We start from the raw sequence: 23,740 nt of genomic DNA, 5'->3' as shown, positions 1-23,740 counted from the left end.
GGCCCGGATTAGGAGGAACGCTGCCGGGAGATTTCGTACAGGGTGATGCCGACGGCCATGGACGCGTTGAGCGACTCCATGGCGGAGTCGATGGGGATGGAGACAATCTGGTCGCAGTTCTCCCGGACCAGGCGGGACAGGCCCTTCCCCTCGGAACCCACCACGATGCAGATCGGTTCCTTGGCCAGCACGATGGCGGGAAGCGATACATCGCCGTCGCCGTCCAGGCCCAGGACGAAAATACCCATCTTCTTGAACGTCTTGAGTGTGTTGTTCAGGTTGCCGGCACGTGCCACGGGGACGCGGACGGCAGCACCGGCGCTGGTCTTCCACGCCGAGGCGGTGACGCCCACGGCCCGGCGTTCCGGAACGACGACGCCGTGTGCACTGAAGGCCGAGGCAGACCGGATGATCGCGCCGAGGTTGCGCGGATCGGTGATGCCGTCCAGGGCGACGAAGAGCGGCGCGTTGCGGATGTGGCCCTTCTTCCAGGCCTCAAGGGTCTCAGAGGCGAGGTCGGTGGGGTCGGCGTACTCGTACGGCGGGATCTGCAGGACAAGGCCCTGGTGCACGGCCTCGTTGGTCATGCGGTCCAGCTCGGGCTTGTGCGTTTCCATCACCGGCAGGCCGCGTTCGGCCGCCATCTTCAGGGATTCCCGGACCCGGTCATCCATGTCGATACGGACGGCAACGTGCAGTGCCTTCGCCGGGATGCCCGCGCGCAGCGCTTCCACGACGGAGTTGCGGCCGGTAACGACTTCCTCAGCCACCTTGCCGCGGACGTTGGTGCCGCTGCGGCCGCCGGCACGGGCATCGCCGCGCTTGGCGTCGCCGTGCTTGGCTGCGGACCGCTCAGCAAGCTGCTTGCTCTTGAACGCCTTGTGGTACGGGCGTTCTTCAGCCTTGGGTGTGGGGCCCTTGCCCTCGAGGGCCTTGCGGCCGAGCCCGCCGGTACCGCCGCTGGGGCCCTTCTTGGCTTTGCGCATTGCGCCGGGACGTCCATTGTTGGCCATCGGTTACACCTTTACTAGAAGAAAGCATTCACTTCCAGTTTACGCAGTCCGCGGCCGGGTTGGCGGACACCGCTGCTGGACTCAGGCGACACTCCATGTAACGCCGTCGGCGCCGTCCTCCACGGTGATGCCGGCGGCAGCCAGCGAATCGCGGATCGCGTCGGCCCGGGCCCAGTCCTTTGCGGCCCGCGCAGCGTTCCGTTCGGCGAGCCGGTCCTGCACCAGGGCGTCCAGTGCGGCGTCGGCGGGACCGGACTGCGCTGCGGCGTCCGTCGCGTCGTCCAGGCCCAGGACGGAGGTCATCGCCCGCACCTGTCCCAGCGCGCGCTGAACGGTTTCATTGTCGCCGGCGGCAAGGGCCGTGTTACCGGCGCGCACGGTTTCATGCAGCACGGCCAGGGCCTGGGGAACATTCAGGTCATCGTCCATGGCGGCGGCGAAGGCATCCGGAACCGCGGCGGGCGCGGCGTCGACCTTCGCAGCAGCCTTGGCAAGGAACCCGTCGATACGCTCGACGGCGGCGGCCGCCTCCTGAAGGGACGTCGGCCGGTAGTCCAGCACCGAACGGTAATGGGCCTGGCCCAGGTAATACCGGACCACGCGGGGGGTGGCCTGCTCCAGCATTTGAGTCGGGCTGATGGTGTTGCCGATGGACTTGGACATCTTCTCGCCCTCGAAGGTGACCATGCCGTTGTGCATCCAGAAGTTCGCGAAGCCGTGGCCCGCGGCCTGGGACTGCGCCATCTCGTTCTCGTGGTGCGGGAAGCGCAGGTCCAGCCCGCCGCCGTGGATATCGAACTCGGTACCGAGGTACTTGGTGACCATGGCGGAGCACTCCAGGTGCCAGCCCGGGCGTCCGCGGCCCCAGGGGCTGTCCCAGGACGCGGTCTCCGGCTCGCCCTCCTTATGCCCCTTCCACAGCGCGAAGTCCCGCGGATCACGCTTGCCCCGGGGGCCGGCGTCGGGCGCTGCCTGCATGTCATCGATGTTCTGGCGGGTCAGCGACCCGTACTTCTGCCAGGAGCGCACATCGAAGTACACGTCGCCGGAAGCGTCCAGGGCCGGGTAGGCGTGTCCGCGCTCGATCAGGGCCGCAATCAGCGCATGCATCTCCGGGATGTGTCCCGTGGCGCGCGGTTCGTAGGTGGGTCGCTGGACGCCGAGCGTGTCGTAGGCCTTGGCGAACTCCTGCTCGAACCGGTAGGCCAGCGCCCACCAGGGTTCGTCCGGGACGACGCCGGGAGCCGGTTCGGCGCCCACGGAGTCGGCTGCCTTGGCCAGGATCTTGTCGTCAATATCCGTCACATTGCGGACCACGGTGACCTGCAGCCCGCGGTAACGCAGCCAGCGGGTGAGCTGGTCAAAGGCGATGGCGGAGCGGATGTGCCCTACGTGCGGGAGCCCCTGCACGGTGGCACCGCAGTAGTAGAGGCTGGCCTTGCCTTCAACCAGGGGAACGAAGTCCCGGACCTGCGCTGTTGCGGTGTCATAGAATCTCAAGCTCACTGCTCTAGGCTAGCCGAAACCGTGCGCCCTCAGTCAGCGGCCGTTGCAGCGGCAGCGACGACGGCGGTAGCCACCGCGGCGATCCCCTCGCCGCGGCCGGTGAAGCCCAGGTGGTCGGTGGTGGTGGCGGATACGCTGACCGGCGCGCCGGCAGCTGCACTCAGGACCGCTTCAGCCTCGGCCCGGCGGGGACTGAACTTGGGCCGGTTGCCGATCAGCTGCACGGCGATGTTGCCGATCTCGAAACCCGCCGCCCGCACAATGCGGGCAGCCTCGCCGAGGAGTACTATCCCTGCAGCGCCGGCGTATTCCGGCCGGTCGGTGCCGAAGTGGGTCCCCAGATCCCCCAGCCCGGCAGCCGAGAACAGTGCGTCTGCGGCGGCGTGGGCCACCGGATCGCCGTCGGAGTGCCCGGCCAGGCCCCGCTCGCCTTCCCACTGAAGGCCGGCTACCCAGAGCGGCCGCGGTGCGTCGTCGGGCGCGAAGGCGTGTACATCGACGCCGATTCCGGTGCGTGGCAGGGCCATTTCAGTCCTCCTGGCGGTGGTGCCCGCCGGCCAGGATCGCTTCCGCGAGCACCAGGTCCAGCGGAGTGGTGATTTTCAGGGACAGCTGTGAACCTTCGACCACGTAGACCTCGGCCCCCAGGGACTCCACGAGCATGGCGTCGTCGGTGACGGCCGCTGCCGTGGCCGTGTCGAAGGAGAGAGCCGCGTCGTGGGCCCGGCGGAGCAGGGCCGCGTCGAAGCCCTGCGGGGTCTGCACGGCACGCAGCCGGGAACGGTCGGGCGTCCCGGTGACAAGGCGCGCGGCGACCGAGGAGGTCCCGGAGGCCGCCGCCTCGGCAGCCGGCACGGGTGCCGTGTCCTTGACGGTATCCACCACCGGTATGGCAGGAATGACCGCCGAGGCACCCGCAGCCAGTGCTGCTGCCACGCGGTGGAACACCTCCGGCGGCGTCAGCGCACGGGCTGCGTCGTGGACCAGCACCGCGTCCAGGTCCGCGGGCAGCGCCTTCAGCGCAGCCCGGACGGATTCGGGTCGGGTGGCTCCGCCGTCGACCGCTTGGACAGGGGCCGGGAACCGGTCACAGATGCTGCGCATCACGGTGTCACCGGCCGGCACGGCGACGGCAATGGCGGCGGCGATATCGGCGGATTGGACGGCGCGGAGGGCGTGGACGAGCATGGGCTCCCCGGCAAGCGGAACCTGGGCCTTGGGCATGCCGTAGCCAAGCCGCTGGCCGGATCCTCCGGCTACAACGACGACGCCGATCCGCGGCGGGCGGGAAGGGGTAGTGGACACCGTTCCAGCCTAATGCCAGCGGGCTGGCGCTTAAACACTGATTGCCGGCCCCGAAGGACCGGCAATCAGTGAAACTGGCTTGGCTGCCTAGCTCGCGAGGACTTCGTCGAGCACGGCCGCTGCCTGGTCTTCATCCGTCTTTTCAGCAAGCGCCAGTTCCGAAATCAGGATCTGGCGTGCCTTCGCGAGCATTCGCTTCTCGCCGGCGGACAGCCCGCGGTCATGGTCGCGGCGCCAGAGATCGCGGACAACTTCCGCTACCTTGACGACATCGCCTGACGCAAGCTTTTCCAGGTTTGCCTTGTATCGGCGCGACCAGTTAGTGGGCTCTTCAGTGAGCTCGGCGCGCAGGACGTCAAAGACGTGCTCCAGGCCTTCCTTGCCCACTACATCGCGCACCCCAACGAGGTCGACGTTCTCAGCCGGTACTTCTATGGTCAGATCACCCTGGGCCACCTTAAGCTTGAGATACATTTTCTCTTCGCCCTTGATGGTTCGCATCTTGATCTCTTCGATCTTCGCGGCACCGTGGTGAGGATAAACTACTGTTTCGCCAACCTCAAAAACCATGTGGTCTTTCCCCTTTCCCGGGGCTCAGTTTATCAGAGATGCGACACGCCGAGTAGAGTTTTCGCAGGTCAGGTACTGGATGGGCTCCGGTGTAGGTAGTATTCCGCCTTTCACGGGTACTTCACGAGCATCTCTACTCCTCAGGAACCACCCTCCGCGCCCGCCCAAGAATCCTGTTTTTCGCTGATTTGCCGATAGGCTAGGCAGCAAAGATAGCCTCAGGTCGCTAGACCGCAATACTTCAGGAGTTTGTGCTGTGAGATTCACACCCAAGAACCGGGTCCGGCGCACCGCTGCGGCCGGTGTCATCGCGCTTGCCATGCTGGGAACGGCAGGCTGCAGCGCTGTGAACGAGCAGGCAACCACCATTCAGTACTCGCCTTCGGACGGCATCGCGGAGAACGTTGCCGACCTGCAGCTGCGCAACATCCTCGTGGTCAGCAACGGCTCCGGGGAACCCGGCCGGCTCATCGGCACCGTACTCAACGACTCCGACCAGGCACAGCGGTTCTCCCTCGACATCGGCGGCACGCCCCTGTCCTGGACGCTGCCGGCGGGCGGCAAGGTCGTCTTCGAGGACGAGGACGAGGAAAACGTCACTGTCGCCACCGTCCGGCAGGAGCCCGGCACCGGCATCAGCGCCGAACTGGCCCTCAACGAAGAAACCAAGGACCTGAACATTCCCGTGGTCAACGGTGACCAGCCGGATTACCGCCCGTACCTGCCGACAGGGTCCGAGTACACGCCGCGACCGGTTGAAACCACCGAGTCCGGCACCTCCGGCGAGGGCCACTAGCAGGACCGGATATCTCCGTAGAACCCGAAAGGGCCGGCGCTGCGGCGCCGGCCCTTTTTCGCACCCTGCCCCGGATCAGGCCTCGAACTTATAGCCCAGCCCGCGTACGGTCACCAGGTGCCGGGGCGCGGAGGAATCCGCCTCGATCTTTGCGCGCAGCCGTTTGACATGGACATCGAGGGTCTTGGTGTCACCCACATAATCTGCTCCCCAGACCCGTTCGATCAGTTGCCCGCGGGTCAGGACCCGGCCGGAGTTCCGCAGGAGCAGCTCCAGCAGCTCGAACTCCTTCAGCGGGAAGGGCACGCTGGTTCCGTTGACCTGCACCACGTGCCGGTCAATGTCCATGCGCACCGGCCCTGCTTCCAGCGCAGCACCGGCAAAGTCCGCTCCCGCTCCTTCCCCGCGGCGCCGGAGCACCGCGCGCACCCGGGCCAGCAGCTCGCGCGAGGAATACGGCTTGGTGACGTAGTCATCAGCGCCGATCTCGAGGCCGACCACCTTGTCGATTTCCGCATCCCGTGCGGTCAGCATAATGACCGGGACATCCGAACGTTGGCGGATCCGGCGGCAGACCTCCGTGCCGGAGAGCCCGGGGAGCATCAGGTCCAGCAGGATCAGGTCCGCGCCCGACTGTTCAAAGGCGGCGACGGCGTCGGTGCCGTTGTCCACGACGCCAACGTCGAATCCCTCCCGGGCCAGCAGATAGGAAAGGGGATCGCTGAAGGACTCCTCGTCTTCGACAATCAGAATCCGGGTCAAGCGGTAGCTCCCTGTTTCGATTCGCGGATATCTGCGGCGTCCATCTCGGGCAGCCGCACGGTGAAGGTGGATCCGTGCCCCGGGCGGGACCACAGGTCCACCTCGCCGCCGTGGTTGGCCACCACGTGTTTGACGATACTCAGGCCCAGACCGGTTCCGCCCGTGTGCCTCGAACGGGCGGAATCGATCCGGTAGAACCGTTCAAACACCCGTTCCTGTTCTTCGGGAGCGATGCCGGGACCCTGGTCGGTTACGGCCACCTGGGCCATGCCGTTGCGGGACTGCAGTCCGATCCCCACCCTGCTGCCCTCGGGCGAATAGCGGATGGCATTGTCGATCAGGTTCCGGAAAGCGGTGGTCAACATGGGGGCGTCACCGTAAACCGCCGCATCCGACCTGCCACCCACGAGTACCTCGATGTTCTTACTCTCGGCGTTCAGCCGGTTGGCTTCGACGGCGTCCTCGAGAATCCGGTTCACGTCCACCGGTTTGGCACGGTCCACGATGTCAGTGCTCTGCAGCCGGGACAGTTCGATGATGTCCTGGACCAGGGCGGTGAGGCGGGCGGATTCCCGGTGCATCCGTTTGGCGAACCGGCGGACCGCTTCTTCGTCGCCGGCGGCGTCGTCCAGGGCTTCGGAGAGCAGCGAGATGGCGCCCACCGGCGTCTTGAGTTCGTGGGAAACATTCGCAACGAAGTCGTGGCGGACTTCCTCGGTGCGGGTGATCTCCGTCCGGTCGTCGGCCAGGATCAGCACATATTCCTCCCCCACCGTCGCCACCCGGACCTGCAGAATGAGGGACCCCTCACCGAGCGGACCCCGGGGAAGCTCCAGCCTGGCCTCCTCGATGACGCCGTCGCGGCGTACCCTGGCGCACAGGTCCAGCAGCCGGTCATTGACGATGGTGTGCCCGCGCACCAGGCCGAACGCGTAGGCACCGGGACTGGCCCGGACAACGCCGTCAATGGCATCGGCAACAATGTAGGCGCGACCAATGACGCCGAGCACTTCCGCAGCACCCTCGGGGACGGTCGGCTCGGAGATCTCGGCCAACTCCCGCCGCTGGCGCTGGCTGGCCCCGTACGCGAGAACACCGAAAGCACCAACAGCCAGGCCGAGGAGGCCGGCCAGCAAGGCCAGCAGTACAGGATTCACTCTCATAGCTTAGGCCGGTCTTCGAGACCGGGAAGGAAAGCCGGTGGCTTTGGACCATTCGTTAAACTAACGTTCATCTAAGGGGCCAGTGTGGTTCACCCCCGACTGACATCCTGCAGGAGCGGCCGTAGGCGCAGGAAGCGCCGGGCCGCACCGTTCCGCAGATCCCATACGATCCACCCGCTTTTGAGAGGACCCTTCAGTGCGCAAGGTTTTCCAGGCCGAGCTTCATCAAATCGGTGAAGAACTGACCCAGATATCCCAGCTGGTAACGGAGGCGATGCGCAAAGCGACGCTCGCCTTTGAAGGCGCCGATATCGAACTCGCGCAGGACGTCATCGCTGCAGACGCGCGGATCGACTTCCTGCAGAATGACCTGGATGAGCGTGCCATCGACGTTCTCGCCCTGCAGGGGCCGGTTGCCAGTGACCTGCGCATGATCGTCGGATCACTGCGCATGAGCGCCTCGCTGGAACGCATGGGTGACCTGGCCCGGCACATAGCCCAGCTGGCGCGCCTGCGGTACCCGGCCAACGTGGTGCCGGACAACATGGTGCAGACCTTCCGCGAGATGGCGCAGCTGGACATCCGCATTTCCGAACAGCTGACCGAACTGCTGGAGACGCGCAACCTGGAGATGAGCAAGGACATCTACGAGGCCAACAGCCGGATCAACGAACTGCACGCCGGGGTTTTCAAGTCCATTGCCTCCCCGGACTGGAACGTTCCCGCCGTGAGCACGGTGGACCTGACCCTCGCCAGCCGCTACTTCGAGCGCTTTGCGGACCACGGGGTTTCCGTCACCCGCAAGGTCAACTACCTCGTTACCGGTGAATGGCATCCGCTGTCCGAGTCAGGCGTGTAGCGGCGGCGACTCAGCTACCGGCTTAGAGCATAAAAGGGCGGTCCCCGCGTGGGGACCGCCCTTTCTCATGGCCGGGATTAATGCCGCCGGCCGCAGGTGCTACTTCTTCTTGCCCTGGTTCGCCACGGCCTTGATGGAAGCGGCGGCGGCCTCAGGATCGAGGTAGGTTCCGCCGGCCTTGACCGGCTTCAGGTCCTCATCGAGTTCGTACACCAGCGGGATGCCGGTGGGGATGTTCACGGCGGCGATATCGGCGTCGCTGATCCCGTCCAGATGCTTGACCAGCGCACGCAGGGAGTTGCCGTGCGCGGCAATCATCACCGTCTTGCCGGTACGGATGTCCTTGGAGATGTCCGACTCCCAGTACGGCAGGAACCGTTCCAGGACGTCCTTGAGGCACTCGGTGCGCGGCAGTTCATCGGGGGCCAGGTCCGCGTAACGGGGATCGTGGGCCTGGGAGAAATCACTGTCATCCGGCAGGGGCGGCGGCGGGGTGTCGTAGGAACGGCGCCAGAGCATGAACTGTTCCTCGCCGTACTCGGCCAGGGTCTGTGCCTTGTCCTTGCCCTGCAGTGCGCCGTAGTGCCGCTCGTTCAGGCGCCAGCTGCGCTTGACGTCGATCCAGATGCGGTCAGCCGCGCCCAGGGCCAGGTTCGCCGTGTTGATGGCCCGCTGGAGCCGGGAGGTGTAGAGGATGTCCGGGAGAACGTTGTTCTCAACCAGCAGCTGCCCGCCGCGGAGGGCTTCCTCACGTCCGAGGTCCGTCAGATCCACGTCCACCCAGCCCGTGAAGAGGTTCTTTTCATTCCATTCACTCTGCCCGTGGCGCAGAAGGATCAGTTTGTAGGTCATATAAGCATGGTATCGGAGTGCGTACCGGGCAGGGAGGGCGGCGGCCCTTTAGCCGGGCAGATGAGCGGGGCCCGAACGCGGGGCCGGAAATCTACTGAGCAGATGACGCGGGTATCAGGCGGGGACCCTCCGGGCGGCGTGCACGGGATCCCACCGGATGGTGCTGCTGTTTCTCCTGGGACCCCTTTGGCCGCAGCCGCACCACTGGGTGGGATCCTCCGTCCACAAGCTGCGGCTCAGCCGCACCCCCGGCGTCCATCGAGTCCCGGCACCCGCGGGTTCGGGGCCCCCTCGGTCAGGGGCATCCCCTTGCGCCCGCTAGCATTGTGTGGTGCAAAAACCGCTAAAACCCGTAGGAACTGTGACCAGGGGCACTACAAATCCCAACCGGCTCCGACGGGTGGACCGCTGGCTGGCCGGACCGGCACGGTGGCGTCTGCGGCAGGCCGCTGATCCGTTGATCGTGGATCTGGGTTACGGCGCCGCGCCTACCACCGCCGTCGAACTCCATGGCCGCCTCGGGCGGGTGCGGGCGGATGTGGAAGTCATGGGGATTGAAATCGACCCGGCCCGCGTCCTGGCGGCCAAACCGCTGGAACGAGAGGGCCTGAGCTTCCGCCAGGGCGGCTTCGAACTGCCCGTGGACGGACGCCGCCCGGTGATGGTCCGCGCCTTTAACGTGCTGCGCCAGTACGCGGAGGAGGACTATGCGCAGCACTGGGACATGGTCTGCTCGCGGCTGGCACCGGGAGGGATTTTCGTGGACGGCACCTGCGACGAAATCGGCCGGCGTGCCACCTGGGTGGAAATGGACGCCTCCGGCCCGGTTTCGCTGAGCATTTCGCTGCGGTTCGGCGCGTTCGAGCGCCCGTCCGATGTTGCCGAACGCCTGCCCAAAGCGCTGATCCACCGCAATGTTCCCGGGGAGCGGGTGCATGCTTTCCTCCAGGCCATGGACCGGGCGTGGGAGGAAGCCGCACCGATGGCCTCCTACGGCAACCGGCATCGCTGGCTGGCGATGTGCAGCGCGCTAAAGGCAGGCGGGGTGCCCCTGCTGACCGGGCCGTCCCGGTGGCGGCTGGGCGAAATCACCGTGGCCTGGGACGCCGTCCGGCCCTCGTAACCGCAAACCCGCCACCCCGCCACCGGAACGGCTGCGCCGAACGGCCGGATAACGCCGAACCGCCGGTTAACGAGGTCCGCCCCGGACAACCCTGGCAGGGTCGGTCCGGGGCGGACTGAAAGTCAGCGGTTTATCGGTGGCTACCAGGGGCCGTACGGGCCCTGGTTGCTGTTGCCGCGGCCGCGGGAGCTGCCGATGGCAGGCTTCACATCCGCGAGGTACACGCAGGCCGCAATCACGGCTGCCAGCTGGAACAGGATCAGGCTCAGTGACGGCACCAGTGCAGACAGCACGCCGACGGCGGCTGCTCCGCCCGTGAGGCCCAGCCAGAATCCCTTGGTCCGCTTGTAGGCACGCTCAAAGTCGGCGGGCTTGCGCCGCGCACAGTCCAGCAGCGCCCAGAGCTCAATGCCCAGCGCCACTATGCCGAGCACCAGGTAGAGGTAGTACTGAATCATGATCATTAGGGCCACAGCGCTAGCCTACCGTGTAAGTGCCCGCTCTAGGTCCCTCCAGAGGTCGTCAACATTCTCGATGCCAACGGAAAGCCGCAGCAGCCCCTCCGGAACGGTGTGCGGCTCCCCTGGCTGGCGGCGCCGCCGTTCGATCAGCGACTCCACGCCGCCGAGCGAGGTGGCCGGCAGCCACAGTTCCACGGCTACGGCGACCTTCTCCGCCGCAGCGGCTCCGCCGGCAACTTCGATGCACAGGACAGATCCAAAGCCCGACATCTGCGCGGCGGCACGGCGGTGCCCCGGGTCCCCGGGCAGGCCCGGATAACGCACGTTTTCCACCTGCGGAAGTGCCTGCAGCCGGCGGGCTAGCTCCATGGCGGTGGCCTGCGAGCGCTCCATCCGCAGAGCCAGTGTGCGTAGGCCGCGCAGTGCCAGCCACACTTCGAACGGACCGGCCACGGCTCCGTGCAGCGAGCGGTAACGGAGCAGGCGGTCCCGCAGATCGGGGTCGGATGTCACGGCCGCCCCCAGGACGACGTCGGAGTGTCCGGCCAGGTATTTCGTCACCGAGTGGACGACGACGTCGGCGCCCAGTTCCAGGGGCCGCGTCACCAGCGGCGTGGAGAACGTGTTGTCCGCTACCACCAGCGCACCGGCAGCGTGCGCCGCCTCGGCCAGCGCCGCGATGTCGGCAACCTCCAGCATGGGATTCGTGGGGCTCTCCACCCAGAGCAGCGAAGCGCCGTCGAGCTGCGTTATGACGTCCTGTGTTTCGGCAATATCCACGGTGCGCACGGAAAACCGGCCGTTCGCTGCCTCCTCCGCTGCCAGCAGCAATGATCCCTGGTAGCTGTGCCGCGGCATCACCACCACACCGCCGGCGGGAACCAGGGACAGGGCAGCCATCACGGACGCCAGCCCGGAGCCGAAGACCAATGCGGGAAGGTCAGCGCCTTCGAGCTCGGCGAGCGCCTGCTCGAAGGGATCCCAGGTGGGGTTGGAGTACCGGCCGTAGCCGCGCTCCCCCGGAACGGGCGTGCCCGAGCCGAAGTAGGTAGAGGACAGCACGATGGGCGGATTCACCGGGGCATCGTGCTCGCGGGGAGGGCGGCCCGCGGAGACAACGAGGGTATCGGGGGAAACGGCGTGCCCATGCTGCGGAATGTGGCTCATAAGGAACAGCCTAGACCGCCGGACGGACCGGCCGGCCGCTGCCGTCGGACGGTGTCCGTGACCGTTCGCCCGCCGCACCGGCCTCCCAGCCGGACTAGGTAGGCTAGGCGGGTGAGCAATTCTAATCTCCCCGAAACCCGCGGCCTGTTCATTGCCATGGAGGGCGGAGACGGTGCCGGGAAATCCACCCAGGCGCAGCGGCTGGCCGCCGCACTGCAGGAGACCGGCCGTACGGTCCTGCGCACCCGTGAACCAGGCGGCACCCCCGTAGGCGAGCAGCTGCGCGCGCTGGTGCTTGAACACGGCAACGGCGACATCGACGCACGTACCGAGGCGCTGATCTTCGCCGCCTCCCGTGCCGCACACGTCCAACAGGTCATCGAGCCGGCCCTCGCCGCCGGAACCGTGGTGGTCTGCGACCGCTATGTCGACAGTTCCATTGCGTACCAGGGTGCCGGCCGGCAGCTCGGCACGGACGCTGTCCGAACACTGAATGACTGGGCTACCGGAGGCTTGGAGCCGGACCTCACCGTCCTGCTCGACGTCGATCCTGAACGCGGCCGGGACCGCCGCACCGCCGGCGACGCCGCCGAGGACCGGCTCGAGTCCGAACCGGATGCCTTCCACCTGCAGATCCGCCTGGCGTTCCTTGAGGCCGCACAGGCAGCTCCCGGGAGATACCTGGTGCTCGACGCCGGCCGTCCGGTGGATGAACTGGCCGAAACCATCCTGCGGCGCGTGGAAAAGCTGCTGCCGTGAGCGTGTGGGATGACCTGCAGGGGCAGGATCCGGTAGTGGCCCAGTTGCGCCGCGGTGCCGCGGACGCCCGGCCCAACCATGCCTGGCTGTTCACCGGCCCGCCCGGTTCCGGCCGTTCCAATGCCGCCCGTGCTTTTGCTGCCGCACTGGTCTGCGAACAGCAGGACCCGGCGCTTCGGGGCTGCGGCGAGTGCAAGGCCTGCCGGACCGTACTGGCCGGCTCGCACGCCGACGTCGCCTCCGTCACCACGGAGAAGGTCACCATCAGCATCGATGAGGCCCGCGAACTGGTCCGGAAGGCCCAGGACAAGCCGTCCACCGGCCGCTGGCGCGTCATCATCGTGGAGGACGCCGACCGGATGCAGGAGCGCAGCACCAACGTGCTGCTCAAAGCCATTGAAGAGCCGCCGCCGCGGACCATCTGGCTGCTCTGCGCCCCGAGCCCCGGCGATGTCCTCGTCACCATCCGGTCCAGGTGCCGTCCGGTGGGGCTGCGGCTGCCGCCGGTTGAGGATGTAGCGGAACTGTTGATCCGGCGGGACAGCATCGACCCGGACGTGGCCCTCAATGCTGCGAGGGCCGCGCAGAGCCACATCGGCGTCGCCAAGCGCCTGGCCACCGACGAAGGCGCACGGCAGCGCCGCGAAAGCATCGTGCGGCTGCCCCTGTCGCTGCGCAATGTCTCCGGAGCCATGAAGGCCGCGGCGGACCTCGTGGCCCTGGCCGAAGCGGAAGCCACCAGTTCCTTTGAACAGCGGGACGCCGCCGAGAAGGAAGCACTGCTCGCCTCCCTGGGCGCACCCGCCACCGGAACCCTGCCGCCGTCGCTGCGCAGCCAGGTGAAACGGCTCGAAGAAGACCAGGTGCGCCGGGCCAAGCGGTCCAAGAACGACTATTTCGACCGGGCGCTGACTGACCTGCTCTCCTTTTACCGCGACGTGCTGATGATCCAGCTGGGCAGTGCCGGCCCCCTCGTGAACGAGGGACTCCGCCGGGAGCTGGACGAGTTTGCCGCGTACGGCTCTCCGGAACAGACCCTGATGCGCATGGAGGAGATCAACACCGTGCGCCGCCGCCTGGTGACCACGAATGTGGCACCGTTGCTGGCCATCGAAGCGATGGCCCTGAGCCTGCTGTAATGTCCAGTTATCCACCGCCTTCCGCCAGCCCGGCTGGTCCGCGCACCTAGCCGCTCCAGGAGTAAGAATGACCACCGCCACTGCCCGCCGCCGTTTCCCCCGGCTGGCCGCCGCCGCCGCCTCGGTGGTGCTGCTGGCGGCCTCCACCGCCTGCACCACGGACTCCGAACCGGGCGCAGAAGGCAGCGGCGGCGGGGACTCCTCCACCACCGCCCCGGCAGACGTGATTGGCGACGTGCCCGAGGACCTGCAGGAGTTCTACAGCCAGGATGTCACCTGGTCCGAGTGCGAAGAGAAGTTCCGCTGCGCCACCATTACGGTCCCGATGAATTACGCAGACCCGGACGCCGGGACGGTGGAATTGTCAGCCATCCTGGCCGATGCCGACGGGGAGGCCAAGGGCACCATCCTCATCAACCCGGGCGGTCCGGGCGGATCCGGTTACGACGTGGTACTCCAGTCGCTGGAAAACGTCACCAGCGACCGGCTGCGGGAGAACTTCAACATCCTCGGATTCGACCCGCGCGGCGTCGGCCGCTCCACCCCGGTGAAGTGCCTGAGCGACAAGGAAATGGATGAGGCCCGCGCCGAGTACATCGACGCGAGCACACCCGAAGGGCTCACCGCCTCGCGGTTGAGCGCGAAGGAATTCGCCGATACGTGTGCAGAAGAGACCGGCGAGCTGCTTGGGTTTGTCGACACGGCCAGCGCTGCCCGCGACATGGACATCCTCCGGGCCATAGCCGGGGACGAGAAGCTGAACTACCTCGGCTTCTCCTACGGCACCTACCTCGGCGCCAGCTATGCCGAACTGTTCCCAGACAAGACGGGGCGGCTGGTGCTCGACGGAGCCCTGGACCCCGCCTCCACCAACGAGGAAATCACCCTCGGCCAGGCCGCGGCGTTCGAAAAGGCCATCCGCGCCTACGTCGAGGACTGCGTGACCGGCAGCAACTGCCCGCTTGAAGGCAGTGCCGACGAAGGCATCGCAACAATCCGGGAGCTGCTGGCCTCCGTCGAGGCGAGTCCGATGACGGCAGCCGACGGGCGGGTTGTCACCATCTCCACCTTTGTCAGCGGCTTCATTCTCCCGCTGTACGACGACGGCAACTGGCCGGTGCTCTCGCAGGCCCTGGAGACTGCCCTGGACGGCGACCCGACCTACATGCTCCGCCTGGCCGACATCAGTGCCGACCGTGCGGAAGACGGCACGTACCGGTCCAACAGCACCGTGGCATTCAACGCGGTCAACTGCCTGGACTATCCCATGACCAGCGATGATGCGCAGATGGCCGCCGACGCCCTGGAACTTAAAGCGGCGTCCCCCACCATCGGCAAGTACCTGGCCTACGGCGGGGTCACCTGCGAGGCGTGGCCGCACGGACCGGTGAATGAACCGCACCCCATTGAGGCTGCCGGTGCGGCGGACCTCCTGGTGATTGGAACCACCGGGGATCCCGCCACCCCCTATGAATGGTCCCAGGCGCTCGCTGCACAGCTCGAATCCGCGGTACTGGTCACGTGGGAGGGCGAAGGACATACGGCGTACGGACGCGGCAGCCAGTGCATCGAAGACACGGTGGACGACTACTTCGTGGACGGAACGGTGCCGCAGGACAACGTGGTCTGCTGATCACGGGGGCCGGGGCGGACCCTGCGGGACGTTGCCGCCGGCCACCGAACGGCTCGGTCATGCGCGGCCATTTTGACCCGCACCGCCGGGACGTATAAAGTAGTTCCTTGTGGATTCTGCCCGGCAACGGACAGCTGAAGCCCGCCTCCTTAGCTCAGTTGGTAGAGCGTCTCACTCGTAATGAGAAGGTCGCCAGTTCGATTCTGGCAGGAGGCTCAGTACCCCCCCAGAAAGCCCTCGGCATCTTGTGCCGGGGGCTTTCTGCTTTCCTGTCCACGGCAACGACGCGGCGGTCCCGCTGGACGTCTTCGACAGCAGCGCAGCCGATCCGGTTGTGGAAACGCTGCGCAGAAATTCCGGTTTCCTTGCGGATGGCTTTAGGGTTTCCTGTCGCCCTGCGCCCTATCCTCGGGACATGAAACCGCAACGGCAGGACGCCGGCGGGACGAGGGGGATCACCATGGACGGAGCATCGACGGGGCTCACTACCCGCCGCTACACGCTGGTTCAGCGCGAGAACTTCATTTCCCCGCTCTGTGCCGAGTGCAACCGCCGCATGATCCCGAACTGGGTGGAGGACCGGGGCCGGTGGATCATCAACGGCTTCCGTTACCCGGGCGTCCGGTGCAGCACCCACGAACGCCGCGTCCTTCCCGAGTATTTCGGGCTTTCCCAGCACGTCCCCGCCCCGAACGCGCGGCGGGACACCGCAACGTCTGCCCGGAGCTCCAAAGCCGGCAGCCGGTTCCTGGGGTTGGGTGCCAAACGCGCACAGCGCAGCACCTAGCCGCCGGTCCCTTGATACGCCCGGCCGTCCCCGGGCAATAGACCGGGAACCCTCGTCGTTTTCCCCAAGAAACGGCGGGGGTTTCTGCTGTCCGGTGTACCCGGAACACCCGGCAGAAGAGGGCATGGAACAGTCCGGCCCAGCAGACAAGGGGCAACCGAGCAACCGAGGCGTAACAGGCTAAGGCCACCCGGTCAGGAAGCGGGTTTGTCGCTTTCCGGGGGCAGCATCCGGCCGGCCAGCAACGCCTTGATGCGGTCTTCCGCATCCGGCAGGGCGGCGGCGCTGGCGGCCACATTGGCCTCTTCCACGGCGCGCAGCACCTCGTGGCGCTGGATCTTGACCCCGCGGGGGGCATCGATGCCGATGCGTACGCCGTCACCGCGTGAATCCAAAACGGTAATGACAATGTCATCCCCGATCAGGATCTGCTCCCCGGACTTGCGTGTTAGCACCAGCATCCGCCCACTCTACCCCAAGCCGGGGCCGTTCCCGCCGAAGCTGAGGATCGCTTCAGTCCGGCGGGTTACCCGTGGCTCAGAGCACCGGCGTCGGCGAGGGTCCGCCGTCGAGCCACCCGATGGGCAGGCCAAGCGCGTTCACGGACTGCGGCGTGCCGGTGGTGTCAATGCCTTCGACGGCGGCGGCGTCCACCACTGCTGCGGACCGCACCGCCCCGACCCAGGCTGCGGTGTCTTCCGGTTTCCGGCCGGCGTCGACCACCACCCAGATTTGATCGGCGGCCAATGCGGAGATCAACGTGGAATGCCGGGCCATTTCGGTACCCGACCGCCCCAGCCCGTAGGCCAGGAAGATGCTGTGTCCGGCCATAACGCCGGCGGCACGTGCGGTTGCCACCGCACGCCGGTCCGCGGCCCGGCCGACGCCGTCGGTCTCCAGCACGCCGGCCACGCGGACGGCTGCGGCACCCGTGCCGGAGAAGTCGGCCATGGAGCGGCACACCTCCAGCGCGTCGTCGCCCAGGCCGACCACCATCACCAGGTCACCGGCTCCGGCGAGCGGAGCAGGCGCCATCGGCACGGCATTGCGCTGGACCGGCTCCGTGCCTTGGTTGATCCGGCCGGAACCCGCCTGGCTGAGCGGAACGTGGTTCACGGCGTTGGGCGGCTGCATGGCCTCCAGCCCGGGAGTGAACGCGGCCGCGGCCTGGCCCTGCACGGGGGTGCCCGTGCTTGCCGCGAGGGTATCCATAAGTTCGGCGAACGCATGGGACCCCGTGGATACGGACGGAGCGGGCTGCGGGGCCGGATCCATGGGTACAACCGGGATGACCGCGGCCGCCGGGTGCAGCGTGGATTCGGCCCGCTCTGCCTCTTCCAGCAGTGCGGATATGCCTGCCCGCCCGGAGTCGGTTCGGCTGGGCAGGTCCGGTTCCACCGGTGCCCGACGCCGGCCGCTGGGCGGCAGCTCCACCGTCACCTCGTAATGCTGGCGGGACAGGAATCCGCCGATCCCGCCCACGGTGACCTTTTCCGCCGCAATTATCCGGGCCCGCGGGCCGTGTTCGGCCAGCACCTGGGCTTTTAGCGCGTCAAGCGACGCCCCCTCAAGCTGAAATCGTCTCACTTCCACGCACCACCCCTACAGTCTCGATACCGACATTACCCGCTGTGGCTTCCTGGTAGGACAGTACCGGCAGGCCGCCGGTCTGTGCCGAGACCAGCCGCCGGATGGCCGGGCGCAGGGCCGGGGCACAGACCAGCACCGCATTGAACCCGGCGTTCTCGGCGCCCGCCACGGCAGCTTTCAGCGACGCCAGCACGGCATCAACCCGGGCAGGGTCCAGCAGGATCTGGCTGCCCTGCTCCGAGGGGCGCAGCGCTTCGAGCATGGACTGCTCCAGCGCCGGATCGATCATGATCACCCGCAGGACTCCGTCGGCGATGTACTGCGCGGCCAGCGCCGGCCCCAGTGCCGTCCGTGCCGTCTCGATGAGCCCCTCCGGGTCCGCGGAAACCTTGGCCCGCAGCAGCAGGGACTCGTAGATCCTCGGCAGGTCGTTGATGGGGATCTGCTCGGCCAGCAGACCCTGGAGCACCCGCTGCACTTCGGCAAGGGACATCACATTGGGGATCAGTTCCTCGACGGCTGACGGGTTGACCAGCTTGACCCCCTCGGTCAGCACCCGGACGTCTTCGCGGGTGAGCAGCCGGGCAGCGTTGGCGGTGATGACCGCGGAAAGGTGCGTGACCAGCACCGACACGCGGTCGATCACGGTTGCCCCGGACATCTCTGCCGCGTGCTGCATTTCCGCCGGAACCCACTTCCCGGCCAAGCCGAACACGGGTTCCACGGTGGCAGTGCCCGGCAAACCCTCCAGATAGTCCCCCAGGGCCAGGATCTTGCCCGCAGGGGCGTCCCCGCGGCCGGCTTCCACGCCTGCGATCCGGATGACGTAGGTGGACATTGGCAGGTCGACACTGTCGCGCGTGCGGACCGGAGGCACCACAATGCCCAGCTCCATGGCGATCTTGCGGCGCAGTGCCCGAACCCGTGCCAGGAGATCGTCGGACCCGCCGGTGACAATGTCCACCAGATCCGGTGCCAGCATGATTTCCAGCGCATGGACACGCATCTGTTCAATCAGGTCCTCCGTGGTCTCGGAGGTGGCGGGCGCGTCCAGCGCCGCCTGCGCAGAATCCTTCTCGGCCTGATCGGTGGTTTCCTTTCCCTTGATTTTCCAGGAAATGAAAATCAGCAGGGCACCGATGGCGATGAAATAGAGCTTCGGCATGCCCGGAATCAGGGCCATCACGATGGCCGCGGCGCCGGCAATCATCAGGGCGTTCCGGGACTGGCCCAGCTGCGCGCCGGCCGTGGTTCCCATGTCCGCCTCGGCATTGGACCGGGTGACGATCATGCCGGTGGAAACGGCCATCAGCAGGGCAGGGATCTGGGTGACCAGTCCATCGCCGATGGTCAGGAGGCTGTAGGTGCTCACCGCTTCGCCGGCCGACATGCTGCGCTGGATCATTCCGATCGCGATGCCGCCGATGAGGTTGATGATGATGATGATCAACCCGGCGATAGCGTCGCCCTTGACGAACTTCGACGCGCCGTCCATCGCACCGTAGAAGTCCGCTTCCGCGGAAACCTCCGCCCGGCGTTCCCGGGCCTGGGTGTCGGTGATCAGGCCGGCGTTGAGGTCTGCGTCAATGGCCATCTGCTTGCCCGGCATGGCGTCCAGGGTGAAGCGGGCTCCCACTTCGGCCACGCGTTCGGCACCCTTGGTGACCACCACGAACTGGATGACCACCAGGATCAGGAAGATCACGGCGCCGATGATCAGCGAACCGCCCACGGCAACGTGCCCGAACGCTTCGATCACCTGCCCGGCGTACCCCTCCCCCAGCACCAGTCGCGTGGAGGCCACATTCAGGCCCAGCCGGAACAGGGTGGCGACAAGGAGCAGGGACGGGAACACTGAGAAGTCCAGCGGCTTCCGTACGAACATGGTGGTCAGCAGGATCACCAGTGCCAGCAGGATGTTGATGATGATCAGCACGTCCAGCAGTTCGGCGGGGATGGGTACCACCAGCAGCAGGATGATGCCGATGACCCCGACGGGGACGGCGAGTTTCAGGAGGTTGCGGTTGCGGTTCACGACGCGGCCTTACGGTGTTGTGGGGTGGTTCCGGGTTCGGGCGGTGCGGCTGCCATGGTGTGCATGCCCCGGGCGGCGCCGCGCCGCTTCAGGGCCATAACGAAGGCGAGGACCCGGGCCACGGCGTTGTACAGTTCCACGGGAATTTCGGCGTTCAGTTCGCAGGCGCTGTGCAGGGCACGGGCCAGCGGAATGTCGGAGACCATGGGGACGCCCTGCTTTTCGGCCTCTTCACGGATCCGGGTGGCAATGTTGTCCGCACCCTTCGCTACGACCCGCGGCGCGGACTTGCCCGGCTCGTATTTCAGGGCGACGGCCACGTGGGTGGGATTCACGAGCACGACGTCGGCATCCGCCACGGCGGCGATCATCCGGTTCCGGCTCATGGCCAGCTGTCTGGACCGGCGCTGCGACTTGATCAACGGATCGCCGTCGCTGTTCTTGTTTTCGTCTTTGACTTCCTTCTTGGTCATGCGGGTTCGTTTGCGGTTGCGCTTCATAACCACGAAGATGTCCGCTGCGGCGAGGATCAGGCCCGCGGCGACGGCTGCCTGCAGCAGTAACGCGGTACCGCCTCCCGCAGCTTCCAGGACGGCGGAGATCGGCAGGCCGCCGGCGGACATCAGCACCGGCATCAGTTGCTGGATCACCGCGTACAGGACCAGTCCCACCACGGCGGTCTTGAGCAGGGATTTCACGCCGTTCCACAGGGCCTGGGCGCCGAAGACGCGTTTGACGCCGGCGAACAGGTTGAACTGCTCGAACTTGCCCTTGAACTTCTTCACGTGGATACCGCCCTGGACGGCGGCGGTGAGCAGGACCGCAGCGGCAACTACGCCCAGCAGCGGGCCGAGGATAAAGGCCAGGGTGCCCAGGCCCTCGTTCATCTGGATCAGGGCGAACTCGGGATCGGGGTTCGCGATGGTGGTGGCGACGCCGGCCAGGATCTCGCCGGCAGCTTCGGCGCCCCGGGAGATGGTCAACGGCATCATCAGGGCGGCCGTGCCGACGCCGACCCAGGCGGTGAGGTCCTCGGACCGGGAAAGCTGGCCCTTGGAACGGACCTCTTTCATCCGTTTGTCCGTGGCCTGCTCGGTCCGCTCCCCTGAGGGCTGTTCCGGCATCTATCCCACCCCCGTCAGCGCGCGCTCGATAGTGGAGACCAGCCCGGAGACGATGCGGGGCAGTGCCAGGAAGACAACTGAGGCCAGGGACAACGTCAGCAGGATCTTCAGGGGGAAGCCGAGGGCGAAGGCGTTCAGGGCCGGGGCCACGCGGGTGAGCAGGCCCAGTCCTGCGTCGGCCAGGAACAGGACCACCAGCAGCGGTCCGGCAATCTGCACCGACGCCAGGAACATCTGCGATACCGCGGCGGTCAGGGCGGACACCGGCGAGGACAGGTCCAGTCCCCCGGTCAGCGGCAGTGCGGTGAAACTGCGCAGCAGCCCGCCGATGATCAGCTGGTAGCCGTCCGAGGCAAAGAGCAGCGCCAGGGCGGTGATCTGGAAGATGCGTGTGAACTGGGCGCCGTTGACCATGGACTGCGGATCGAAGGCCTGCGCCAGCTGGAAACCGCCGAAGGTATCGATCAGGTTGCCGGCGGACTGCACGGCGGAGAAAACCACCATCACGAGGAACCCCAGCACAAACCCCACCAGCAGCTCCATCACGATGGCCATGAAGAACGCCCCGGTGCTCAGGGCGTTGTACCCCTCGCTTACCTGCGGGGCGATGGCCAGCCCCAGGCCGAGCCCGAGCATGGCTTTGATCCGCGCCGGGAACGCGTTGTAGGAGAACGGGGGTGCGATGACCAGGAAGGCCACCATCCGTACCGAGGCCAGCAGGAACGCCTCGATCCAGTCCTGGTCAAGGGTGATGTTCATCTAGCCGCCGCCGAGCAGGGACGGGATCCTCTGGAACATCTCGTGGGTGAAGGACACGATTTCCGAAATCATCCAGTGTCCGCACACGAGCAGGGCGAGGGCCACGGCAAGGGCCTTGGGCACGAACGAAAGCGTGACTTCCTGGATCTGGGTGATGGACTGCAGCAGCGAGATGCCGAACCCGACGACGAGCGCGGTGATCAGCACCGGGGCCGACAGCTTGGCCGCAACCCAGAGTCCCTGCATGGCGATGTCCAGGACCGCGTTTGTATCCACTAGGTGCCGCCCTGGTAACTGTTGACCAAGGACGTAATGATCAGTCCCCAGCCGTCCACGAGGATGAACAGCAGGATCTTGAACGGCAGCGAGATCATCACCGGCGGGAGCATCATCATGCCCATGGACATCAGTGCTGCGGACACCACCAGGTCGATGACGAGGAACGGCACGAAAATCACGAACCCGATGATGAACGCCGCCCGCAGCTCCGAGATCATGAACGCCGGGATCAGGGTGGTCAGCGGAACGGACTCGGGGCTTTCGGGGTTCTCCTGCCCGGCCGCGCGGGTCATCAGTGCGATGTCCTCTTCCCGGGTGTGGGCGAGCATGAACTGCTGCAGCGGCCCGGACCCGGTGTCGAGGGCGGCATCGAAGTTGAGCTCGCCGTTGAGGTAGGGCTGCACGGCGATCGTGTTAATTTCGCTGATGACGGGCGCCATGATGAAAAGCGAGAGGAACAGTGCCAGCCCGGCCAGGACCTGGTTGGGCGGGATTGAAGGCAGCGACAGGGCGTTGCGGGTCATGGCCAGCACCACGAAGATCTTCGTGAAGGAGCTGAGCATCAGCAGCAATGACGGCGCCACCGAAAGCAGGGTGATGCCGATGAGTGTGGTCACGGCCGTGGAGGGCCCGCCGTCCTGGCCATTGATATCGATGCTCAGCCCGCCGCCGTCGTCCGGCTCCGTGGGAGCGCTGGGGTCGGTAGGCGCAACGGGCGCGGCGGGATCGAAAGTGGTGGCGTGCCCTGCTGCGGCCCCGAGCAGGAGCAGGGCGGCCACGGCGAAGAACAGGGCAGCGGCCAGGGTAAGCGCGTGCCGTGCCCTGCGCACGTCGACGGCGGCGCTCACCGTTTACGTCCCCGGCCCAGGGCCGCGCCGGCCTGGCGCCAGGTTTCGGGGGCCAGGATGGATCCGGCCAGCGCCGATTTGGCGGGCACCGGGTGTGCGGAGGGAAGGGCATGTGCCCCTCGCGCGGCGCGGCGCGGGGGCAGGCCGGAGTAGGGGTCGGCGGCATGGCCGCCCTCCGGAGAGGACCCGGAGGACTGCTGGGCGGCTTCCAGCGACGCGGCAAATCCGGTTGCGGGCACCTGTTCGGATTCCGGGGGAACCTCTGTGGTGTGCAGCAGGTTTACCGAACCTTCGGCCACCCCGAGCAGGAGCCGCTGTCCGTCGGTTTCCACCACTACCAGGGAGGCCTTGGGGCTCAGCGGCTGGCGGCTGACCACGCGCACGGCGGGCTGGTTCGCACCGGCAGAACCGAGGGTGCGGCTAAAGCGGCGCTGCAGGAACCACAGGAGTCCGAGCACGGCGCCCAGTGAAACCAGGACACGGAGTCCCAGAAACAGGGTTTCCACTAATTGAGCCCCTCGACCACGTCCAGGATTTTGGTGATCCGCACGGCGTAATCCTGGTCAATAACCACAACTTCGCCGTTGGCGATGAGCCGGCCGTTCAGCAGGATGTCCGCGGGGGCACCGGCGGACCGGTCCAGCTCCACCACCCGGCCGGGTTCGAGGTTCAGGACGTCGCGGACGGACATGCGGGTGTGCCCGATTTCCACGGTCAGTGCCATCTCGATGTTGTTGATGCGGCCCATCTTGCCGACGATCGAGGGGTCGTTGTGGCCGCCGGAGGTGCCGGGGGTGTCCCGCAGGCGGATGGCGAACCACCCGGCGGTGCCCTCAGGGGAGCGCAGTTCGAAGACGACGCTGTCCGGATCGGCAAAGAGTGCGGCGGCATCCTCGGTGCGGGCTTCGCCGAGCACGCCGACGCCCAGGGTGGCACTCGCTGCTTCGAGCGAGGGACGCAGTACGTCCGCGGCCGAAACGAGCGCGGAGTCGGTGCCGGCGACATCGGCCAGCGGCGAGGAACTGTCCAGGACCAGGGCCAGGTCCGCCGATTCGGTGCCCACGAAGGAAGCGGTGACCGCCGTCGCGGTGTGCGACGCCGGTACTCCCGCCCCGTTATGCGGGATCGGTTCCAGGACAAGGGGGGTGGGCAGGCCGCGCACCAGGGCGGAAACGGCGTCGGCGTGCAGGCTGTGGGGGCTGGACATAGG

At 66.8% G+C, this 23,740-nt stretch carries 26 protein-coding genes and 1 tRNA gene; 8 read left to right on the top strand and 19 right to left on the bottom strand.

Going from position 1 to position 23,740, the window contains the following annotated elements; all coding sequences use genetic code 11:
* Positions 1 to 8 precede the first annotated feature (8 nt).
* The 5 genes from rlmB to N2L00_RS02210 form a co-directional block, all read right to left on the bottom strand.
* On the bottom strand, positions 9 to 1,013 hold the full coding sequence (rlmB, locus tag N2L00_RS02230) for a 23S rRNA (guanosine(2251)-2'-O)-methyltransferase RlmB (RefSeq protein WP_255767506.1): 1,005 nt from the start codon (positions 1,011 to 1,013) through the stop codon (positions 9 to 11).
* Positions 1,014 to 1,094: 81 nt separating this feature from the next.
* A complete protein-coding gene (gene cysS / locus N2L00_RS02225; RefSeq protein ID WP_255767505.1) occupies positions 1,095 to 2,519 on the bottom strand; it encodes a cysteine--tRNA ligase in 1,425 nt (474 codons plus the stop codon).
* Positions 2,520 to 2,548: 29 nt separating this feature from the next.
* Positions 2,549 to 3,046 carry a 2-C-methyl-D-erythritol 2,4-cyclodiphosphate synthase gene (ispF, locus tag N2L00_RS02220; RefSeq protein WP_255863723.1) on the bottom strand — a complete coding sequence of 166 codons (498 nt, stop codon included), beginning with the start codon at positions 3,044 to 3,046 and terminating at the stop codon, positions 2,549 to 2,551.
* Between the two features lies 1 nt (position 3,047).
* Entirely contained in the window at positions 3,048 to 3,824 is a 777-nt protein-coding gene (ispD, locus tag N2L00_RS02215) for a 2-C-methyl-D-erythritol 4-phosphate cytidylyltransferase (protein WP_255767503.1), read from the bottom strand.
* A gap of 87 nt (positions 3,825 to 3,911) precedes the next feature.
* Positions 3,912 to 4,394, bottom strand: coding sequence for a CarD family transcriptional regulator (locus N2L00_RS02210; protein ID WP_066300159.1), 483 nt, complete (start codon positions 4,392 to 4,394; stop codon positions 3,912 to 3,914).
* A 256-nt stretch (positions 4,395 to 4,650) separates the two neighbouring features.
* On the opposite strand from N2L00_RS02210, the gene N2L00_RS02205 reads away from it, so the two are divergent.
* Complete coding sequence (locus N2L00_RS02205) at positions 4,651 to 5,190, top strand: hypothetical protein (RefSeq protein WP_255767502.1); 540 nt, start codon at positions 4,651 to 4,653, stop codon at positions 5,188 to 5,190.
* Positions 5,191 to 5,265: 75 nt separating this feature from the next.
* Here N2L00_RS02205 and N2L00_RS02200 read toward each other — a convergent pair whose 3' ends face one another.
* Positions 5,266 to 5,952 carry a response regulator transcription factor gene (locus N2L00_RS02200; protein ID WP_255863722.1) on the bottom strand — a complete coding sequence of 229 codons (687 nt, stop codon included), beginning with the start codon at positions 5,950 to 5,952 and terminating at the stop codon, positions 5,266 to 5,268.
* Positions 5,949 to 7,109 (bottom strand): cell wall metabolism sensor histidine kinase WalK, encoded by a 1,161-nt coding sequence (locus N2L00_RS02195; RefSeq protein ID WP_227934234.1) that lies wholly within the window; start codon positions 7,107 to 7,109, stop codon positions 5,949 to 5,951. The genes N2L00_RS02200 and N2L00_RS02195 overlap by 4 nt, the downstream gene beginning before the upstream one ends.
* 202 nt (positions 7,110 to 7,311) lie before the next feature.
* Between N2L00_RS02195 and phoU the strand changes: the two genes are divergently transcribed.
* The gene (gene phoU / locus N2L00_RS02190; protein ID WP_227923793.1) at positions 7,312 to 7,974 is read left to right on the top strand and encodes a phosphate signaling complex protein PhoU; all 663 of its coding nucleotides are present in this window, start codon (positions 7,312 to 7,314) and stop codon (positions 7,972 to 7,974) included.
* A 99-nt stretch (positions 7,975 to 8,073) separates the two neighbouring features.
* Here phoU and N2L00_RS02185 read toward each other — a convergent pair whose 3' ends face one another.
* Positions 8,074 to 8,826: a phosphoglyceromutase gene (locus N2L00_RS02185; RefSeq protein WP_255767498.1), complete on the bottom strand. Its 753-nt coding sequence runs from the start codon at positions 8,824 to 8,826 to the stop codon at positions 8,074 to 8,076.
* A gap of 361 nt (positions 8,827 to 9,187) precedes the next feature.
* On the opposite strand from N2L00_RS02185, the gene N2L00_RS02180 reads away from it, so the two are divergent.
* Entirely contained in the window at positions 9,188 to 9,949 is a 762-nt protein-coding gene (locus N2L00_RS02180) for a class I SAM-dependent methyltransferase (RefSeq protein WP_255863721.1), read from the top strand.
* Between the two features lie 140 nt (positions 9,950 to 10,089).
* Here the strand turns inward: N2L00_RS02180 and N2L00_RS02175 are convergent, their stop codons facing one another.
* Positions 10,090 to 10,413 (bottom strand): DUF2516 family protein, encoded by a 324-nt coding sequence (locus tag N2L00_RS02175; RefSeq protein WP_255767514.1) that lies wholly within the window; start codon positions 10,411 to 10,413, stop codon positions 10,090 to 10,092.
* An 18-nt stretch (positions 10,414 to 10,431) separates the two neighbouring features.
* Entirely contained in the window at positions 10,432 to 11,577 is a 1,146-nt protein-coding gene (locus N2L00_RS02170) for a PLP-dependent aspartate aminotransferase family protein (protein ID WP_255863720.1), read from the bottom strand.
* 111 nt (positions 11,578 to 11,688) lie between these two features.
* On the opposite strand from N2L00_RS02170, the gene tmk reads away from it, so the two are divergent.
* From tmk to N2L00_RS02145, 5 genes are all read left to right on the top strand, one after another.
* Positions 11,689 to 12,336 (top strand): dTMP kinase, encoded by a 648-nt coding sequence (tmk, locus tag N2L00_RS02165; RefSeq protein WP_255767496.1) that lies wholly within the window; start codon positions 11,689 to 11,691, stop codon positions 12,334 to 12,336.
* Positions 12,333 to 13,475, top strand: coding sequence for a DNA polymerase III subunit delta' (locus N2L00_RS02160; protein ID WP_255767495.1), 1,143 nt, complete (start codon positions 12,333 to 12,335; stop codon positions 13,473 to 13,475). Before tmk ends, N2L00_RS02160 begins: the two co-directional genes overlap by 4 nt.
* 67 nt (positions 13,476 to 13,542) lie before the next feature.
* Positions 13,543 to 15,108, top strand: a complete 1,566-nt coding sequence (locus N2L00_RS02155; protein ID WP_255863719.1) for an alpha/beta hydrolase — start codon at positions 13,543 to 13,545, stop codon at positions 15,106 to 15,108.
* Between the two features lie 143 nt (positions 15,109 to 15,251).
* A tRNA-Thr gene (locus N2L00_RS02150) sits at positions 15,252 to 15,324 on the top strand.
* 199 nt (positions 15,325 to 15,523) lie between these two features.
* The gene (locus N2L00_RS02145; protein WP_255767493.1) at positions 15,524 to 15,895 is read left to right on the top strand and encodes a hypothetical protein; all 372 of its coding nucleotides are present in this window, start codon (positions 15,524 to 15,526) and stop codon (positions 15,893 to 15,895) included.
* Between the two features lie 194 nt (positions 15,896 to 16,089).
* Here N2L00_RS02145 and csrA read toward each other — a convergent pair whose 3' ends face one another.
* The 9 genes from csrA to fliN all read right to left on the bottom strand — a co-directional run bounded on the left by csrA (position 16,090) and on the right by fliN (position 23,737).
* The gene (csrA, locus tag N2L00_RS02140) at positions 16,090 to 16,356 is read right to left on the bottom strand and encodes a carbon storage regulator CsrA (RefSeq protein ID WP_227923806.1); all 267 of its coding nucleotides are present in this window, start codon (positions 16,354 to 16,356) and stop codon (positions 16,090 to 16,092) included.
* Positions 16,357 to 16,432: 76 nt separating this feature from the next.
* Positions 16,433 to 17,482, bottom strand: coding sequence for a hypothetical protein (locus N2L00_RS02135; protein ID WP_255863718.1), 1,050 nt, complete (start codon positions 17,480 to 17,482; stop codon positions 16,433 to 16,435).
* On the bottom strand, positions 17,463 to 19,520 hold the full coding sequence (locus N2L00_RS02130) for a flagellar biosynthesis protein FlhA (protein ID WP_255767490.1): 2,058 nt from the start codon (positions 19,518 to 19,520) through the stop codon (positions 17,463 to 17,465). The genes N2L00_RS02135 and N2L00_RS02130 overlap by 20 nt, the downstream gene beginning before the upstream one ends.
* Positions 19,517 to 20,644, bottom strand: a complete 1,128-nt coding sequence (locus N2L00_RS02125; RefSeq protein WP_255863717.1) for a flagellar biosynthesis protein FlhB — start codon at positions 20,642 to 20,644, stop codon at positions 19,517 to 19,519. Before N2L00_RS02125 ends, N2L00_RS02130 begins: the two co-directional genes overlap by 4 nt.
* Positions 20,645 to 21,403, bottom strand: a complete 759-nt coding sequence (locus tag N2L00_RS02120) for a flagellar biosynthetic protein FliR (protein WP_255767488.1) — start codon at positions 21,401 to 21,403, stop codon at positions 20,645 to 20,647.
* A complete protein-coding gene (fliQ, locus tag N2L00_RS02115; protein ID WP_255767487.1) occupies positions 21,404 to 21,679 on the bottom strand; it encodes a flagellar biosynthesis protein FliQ in 276 nt (91 codons plus the stop codon).
* Positions 21,679 to 22,530 (bottom strand): flagellar type III secretion system pore protein FliP, encoded by an 852-nt coding sequence (gene fliP, locus N2L00_RS02110; RefSeq protein WP_370647092.1) that lies wholly within the window; start codon positions 22,528 to 22,530, stop codon positions 21,679 to 21,681. Before fliP ends, fliQ begins: the two co-directional genes overlap by 1 nt.
* Complete coding sequence (fliO, locus tag N2L00_RS02105; RefSeq protein ID WP_255863716.1) at positions 22,527 to 23,036, bottom strand: flagellar biosynthetic protein FliO; 510 nt, start codon at positions 23,034 to 23,036, stop codon at positions 22,527 to 22,529. The genes fliP and fliO overlap by 4 nt, the downstream gene beginning before the upstream one ends.
* Entirely contained in the window at positions 23,036 to 23,737 is a 702-nt protein-coding gene (gene fliN, locus N2L00_RS02100) for a flagellar motor switch protein FliN (RefSeq protein ID WP_255863715.1), read from the bottom strand. Before fliN ends, fliO begins: the two co-directional genes overlap by 1 nt.
* Positions 23,738 to 23,740: the final 3 nt, after the last annotated feature.

The sequence above is a fragment of the Arthrobacter sp. zg-Y1171 genome (assembly GCF_025244845.1).
Lineage (GTDB): Bacteria > Actinomycetota > Actinomycetes > Actinomycetales > Micrococcaceae > Arthrobacter_B.
Note: the sequence above shows the minus strand (reverse complement) of the source record. Positions and strands in the feature narration are given on the sequence as shown.

Excerpts from the sequence above, each read along its gene's own strand:
- rlmB (WP_255767506.1), bottom strand. The coding sequence starts at position 1,013 with ATGGCCAACAATGGACGTCCCGGCGCAATGCGCAAAGCCAAGAAGGGC.
- ispF (WP_255863723.1), bottom strand. The coding sequence starts at position 3,046 with ATGGCCCTGCCACGCACCGGAATCGGCGTCGATGTACACGCCTTCGCG.
- N2L00_RS02210 (WP_066300159.1), bottom strand. The coding sequence starts at position 4,394 with ATGGTTTTTGAGGTTGGCGAAACAGTAGTTTATCCTCACCACGGTGCC.
- N2L00_RS02185 (WP_255767498.1), bottom strand. The coding sequence starts at position 8,826 with ATGACCTACAAACTGATCCTTCTGCGCCACGGGCAGAGTGAATGGAAT.
- N2L00_RS02175 (WP_255767514.1), bottom strand. The coding sequence starts at position 10,413 with ATGATCATGATTCAGTACTACCTCTACCTGGTGCTCGGCATAGTGGCG.
- N2L00_RS02170 (WP_255863720.1), bottom strand. The coding sequence starts at position 11,577 with ATGAGCCACATTCCGCAGCATGGGCACGCCGTTTCCCCCGATACCCTC.
- N2L00_RS02155 (WP_255863719.1), top strand. The coding sequence starts at position 13,543 with ATGACCACCGCCACTGCCCGCCGCCGTTTCCCCCGGCTGGCCGCCGCC.
- N2L00_RS02145 (WP_255767493.1), top strand. The coding sequence starts at position 15,524 with ATGAAACCGCAACGGCAGGACGCCGGCGGGACGAGGGGGATCACCATG.
- csrA (WP_227923806.1), bottom strand. The coding sequence starts at position 16,356 with ATGCTGGTGCTAACACGCAAGTCCGGGGAGCAGATCCTGATCGGGGAT.
- N2L00_RS02125 (WP_255863717.1), bottom strand. The coding sequence starts at position 20,644 with ATGCCGGAACAGCCCTCAGGGGAGCGGACCGAGCAGGCCACGGACAAA.
- N2L00_RS02120 (WP_255767488.1), bottom strand. The coding sequence starts at position 21,403 with ATGAACATCACCCTTGACCAGGACTGGATCGAGGCGTTCCTGCTGGCC.
- fliN (WP_255863715.1), bottom strand. The coding sequence starts at position 23,737 with ATGTCCAGCCCCCACAGCCTGCACGCCGACGCCGTTTCCGCCCTGGTG.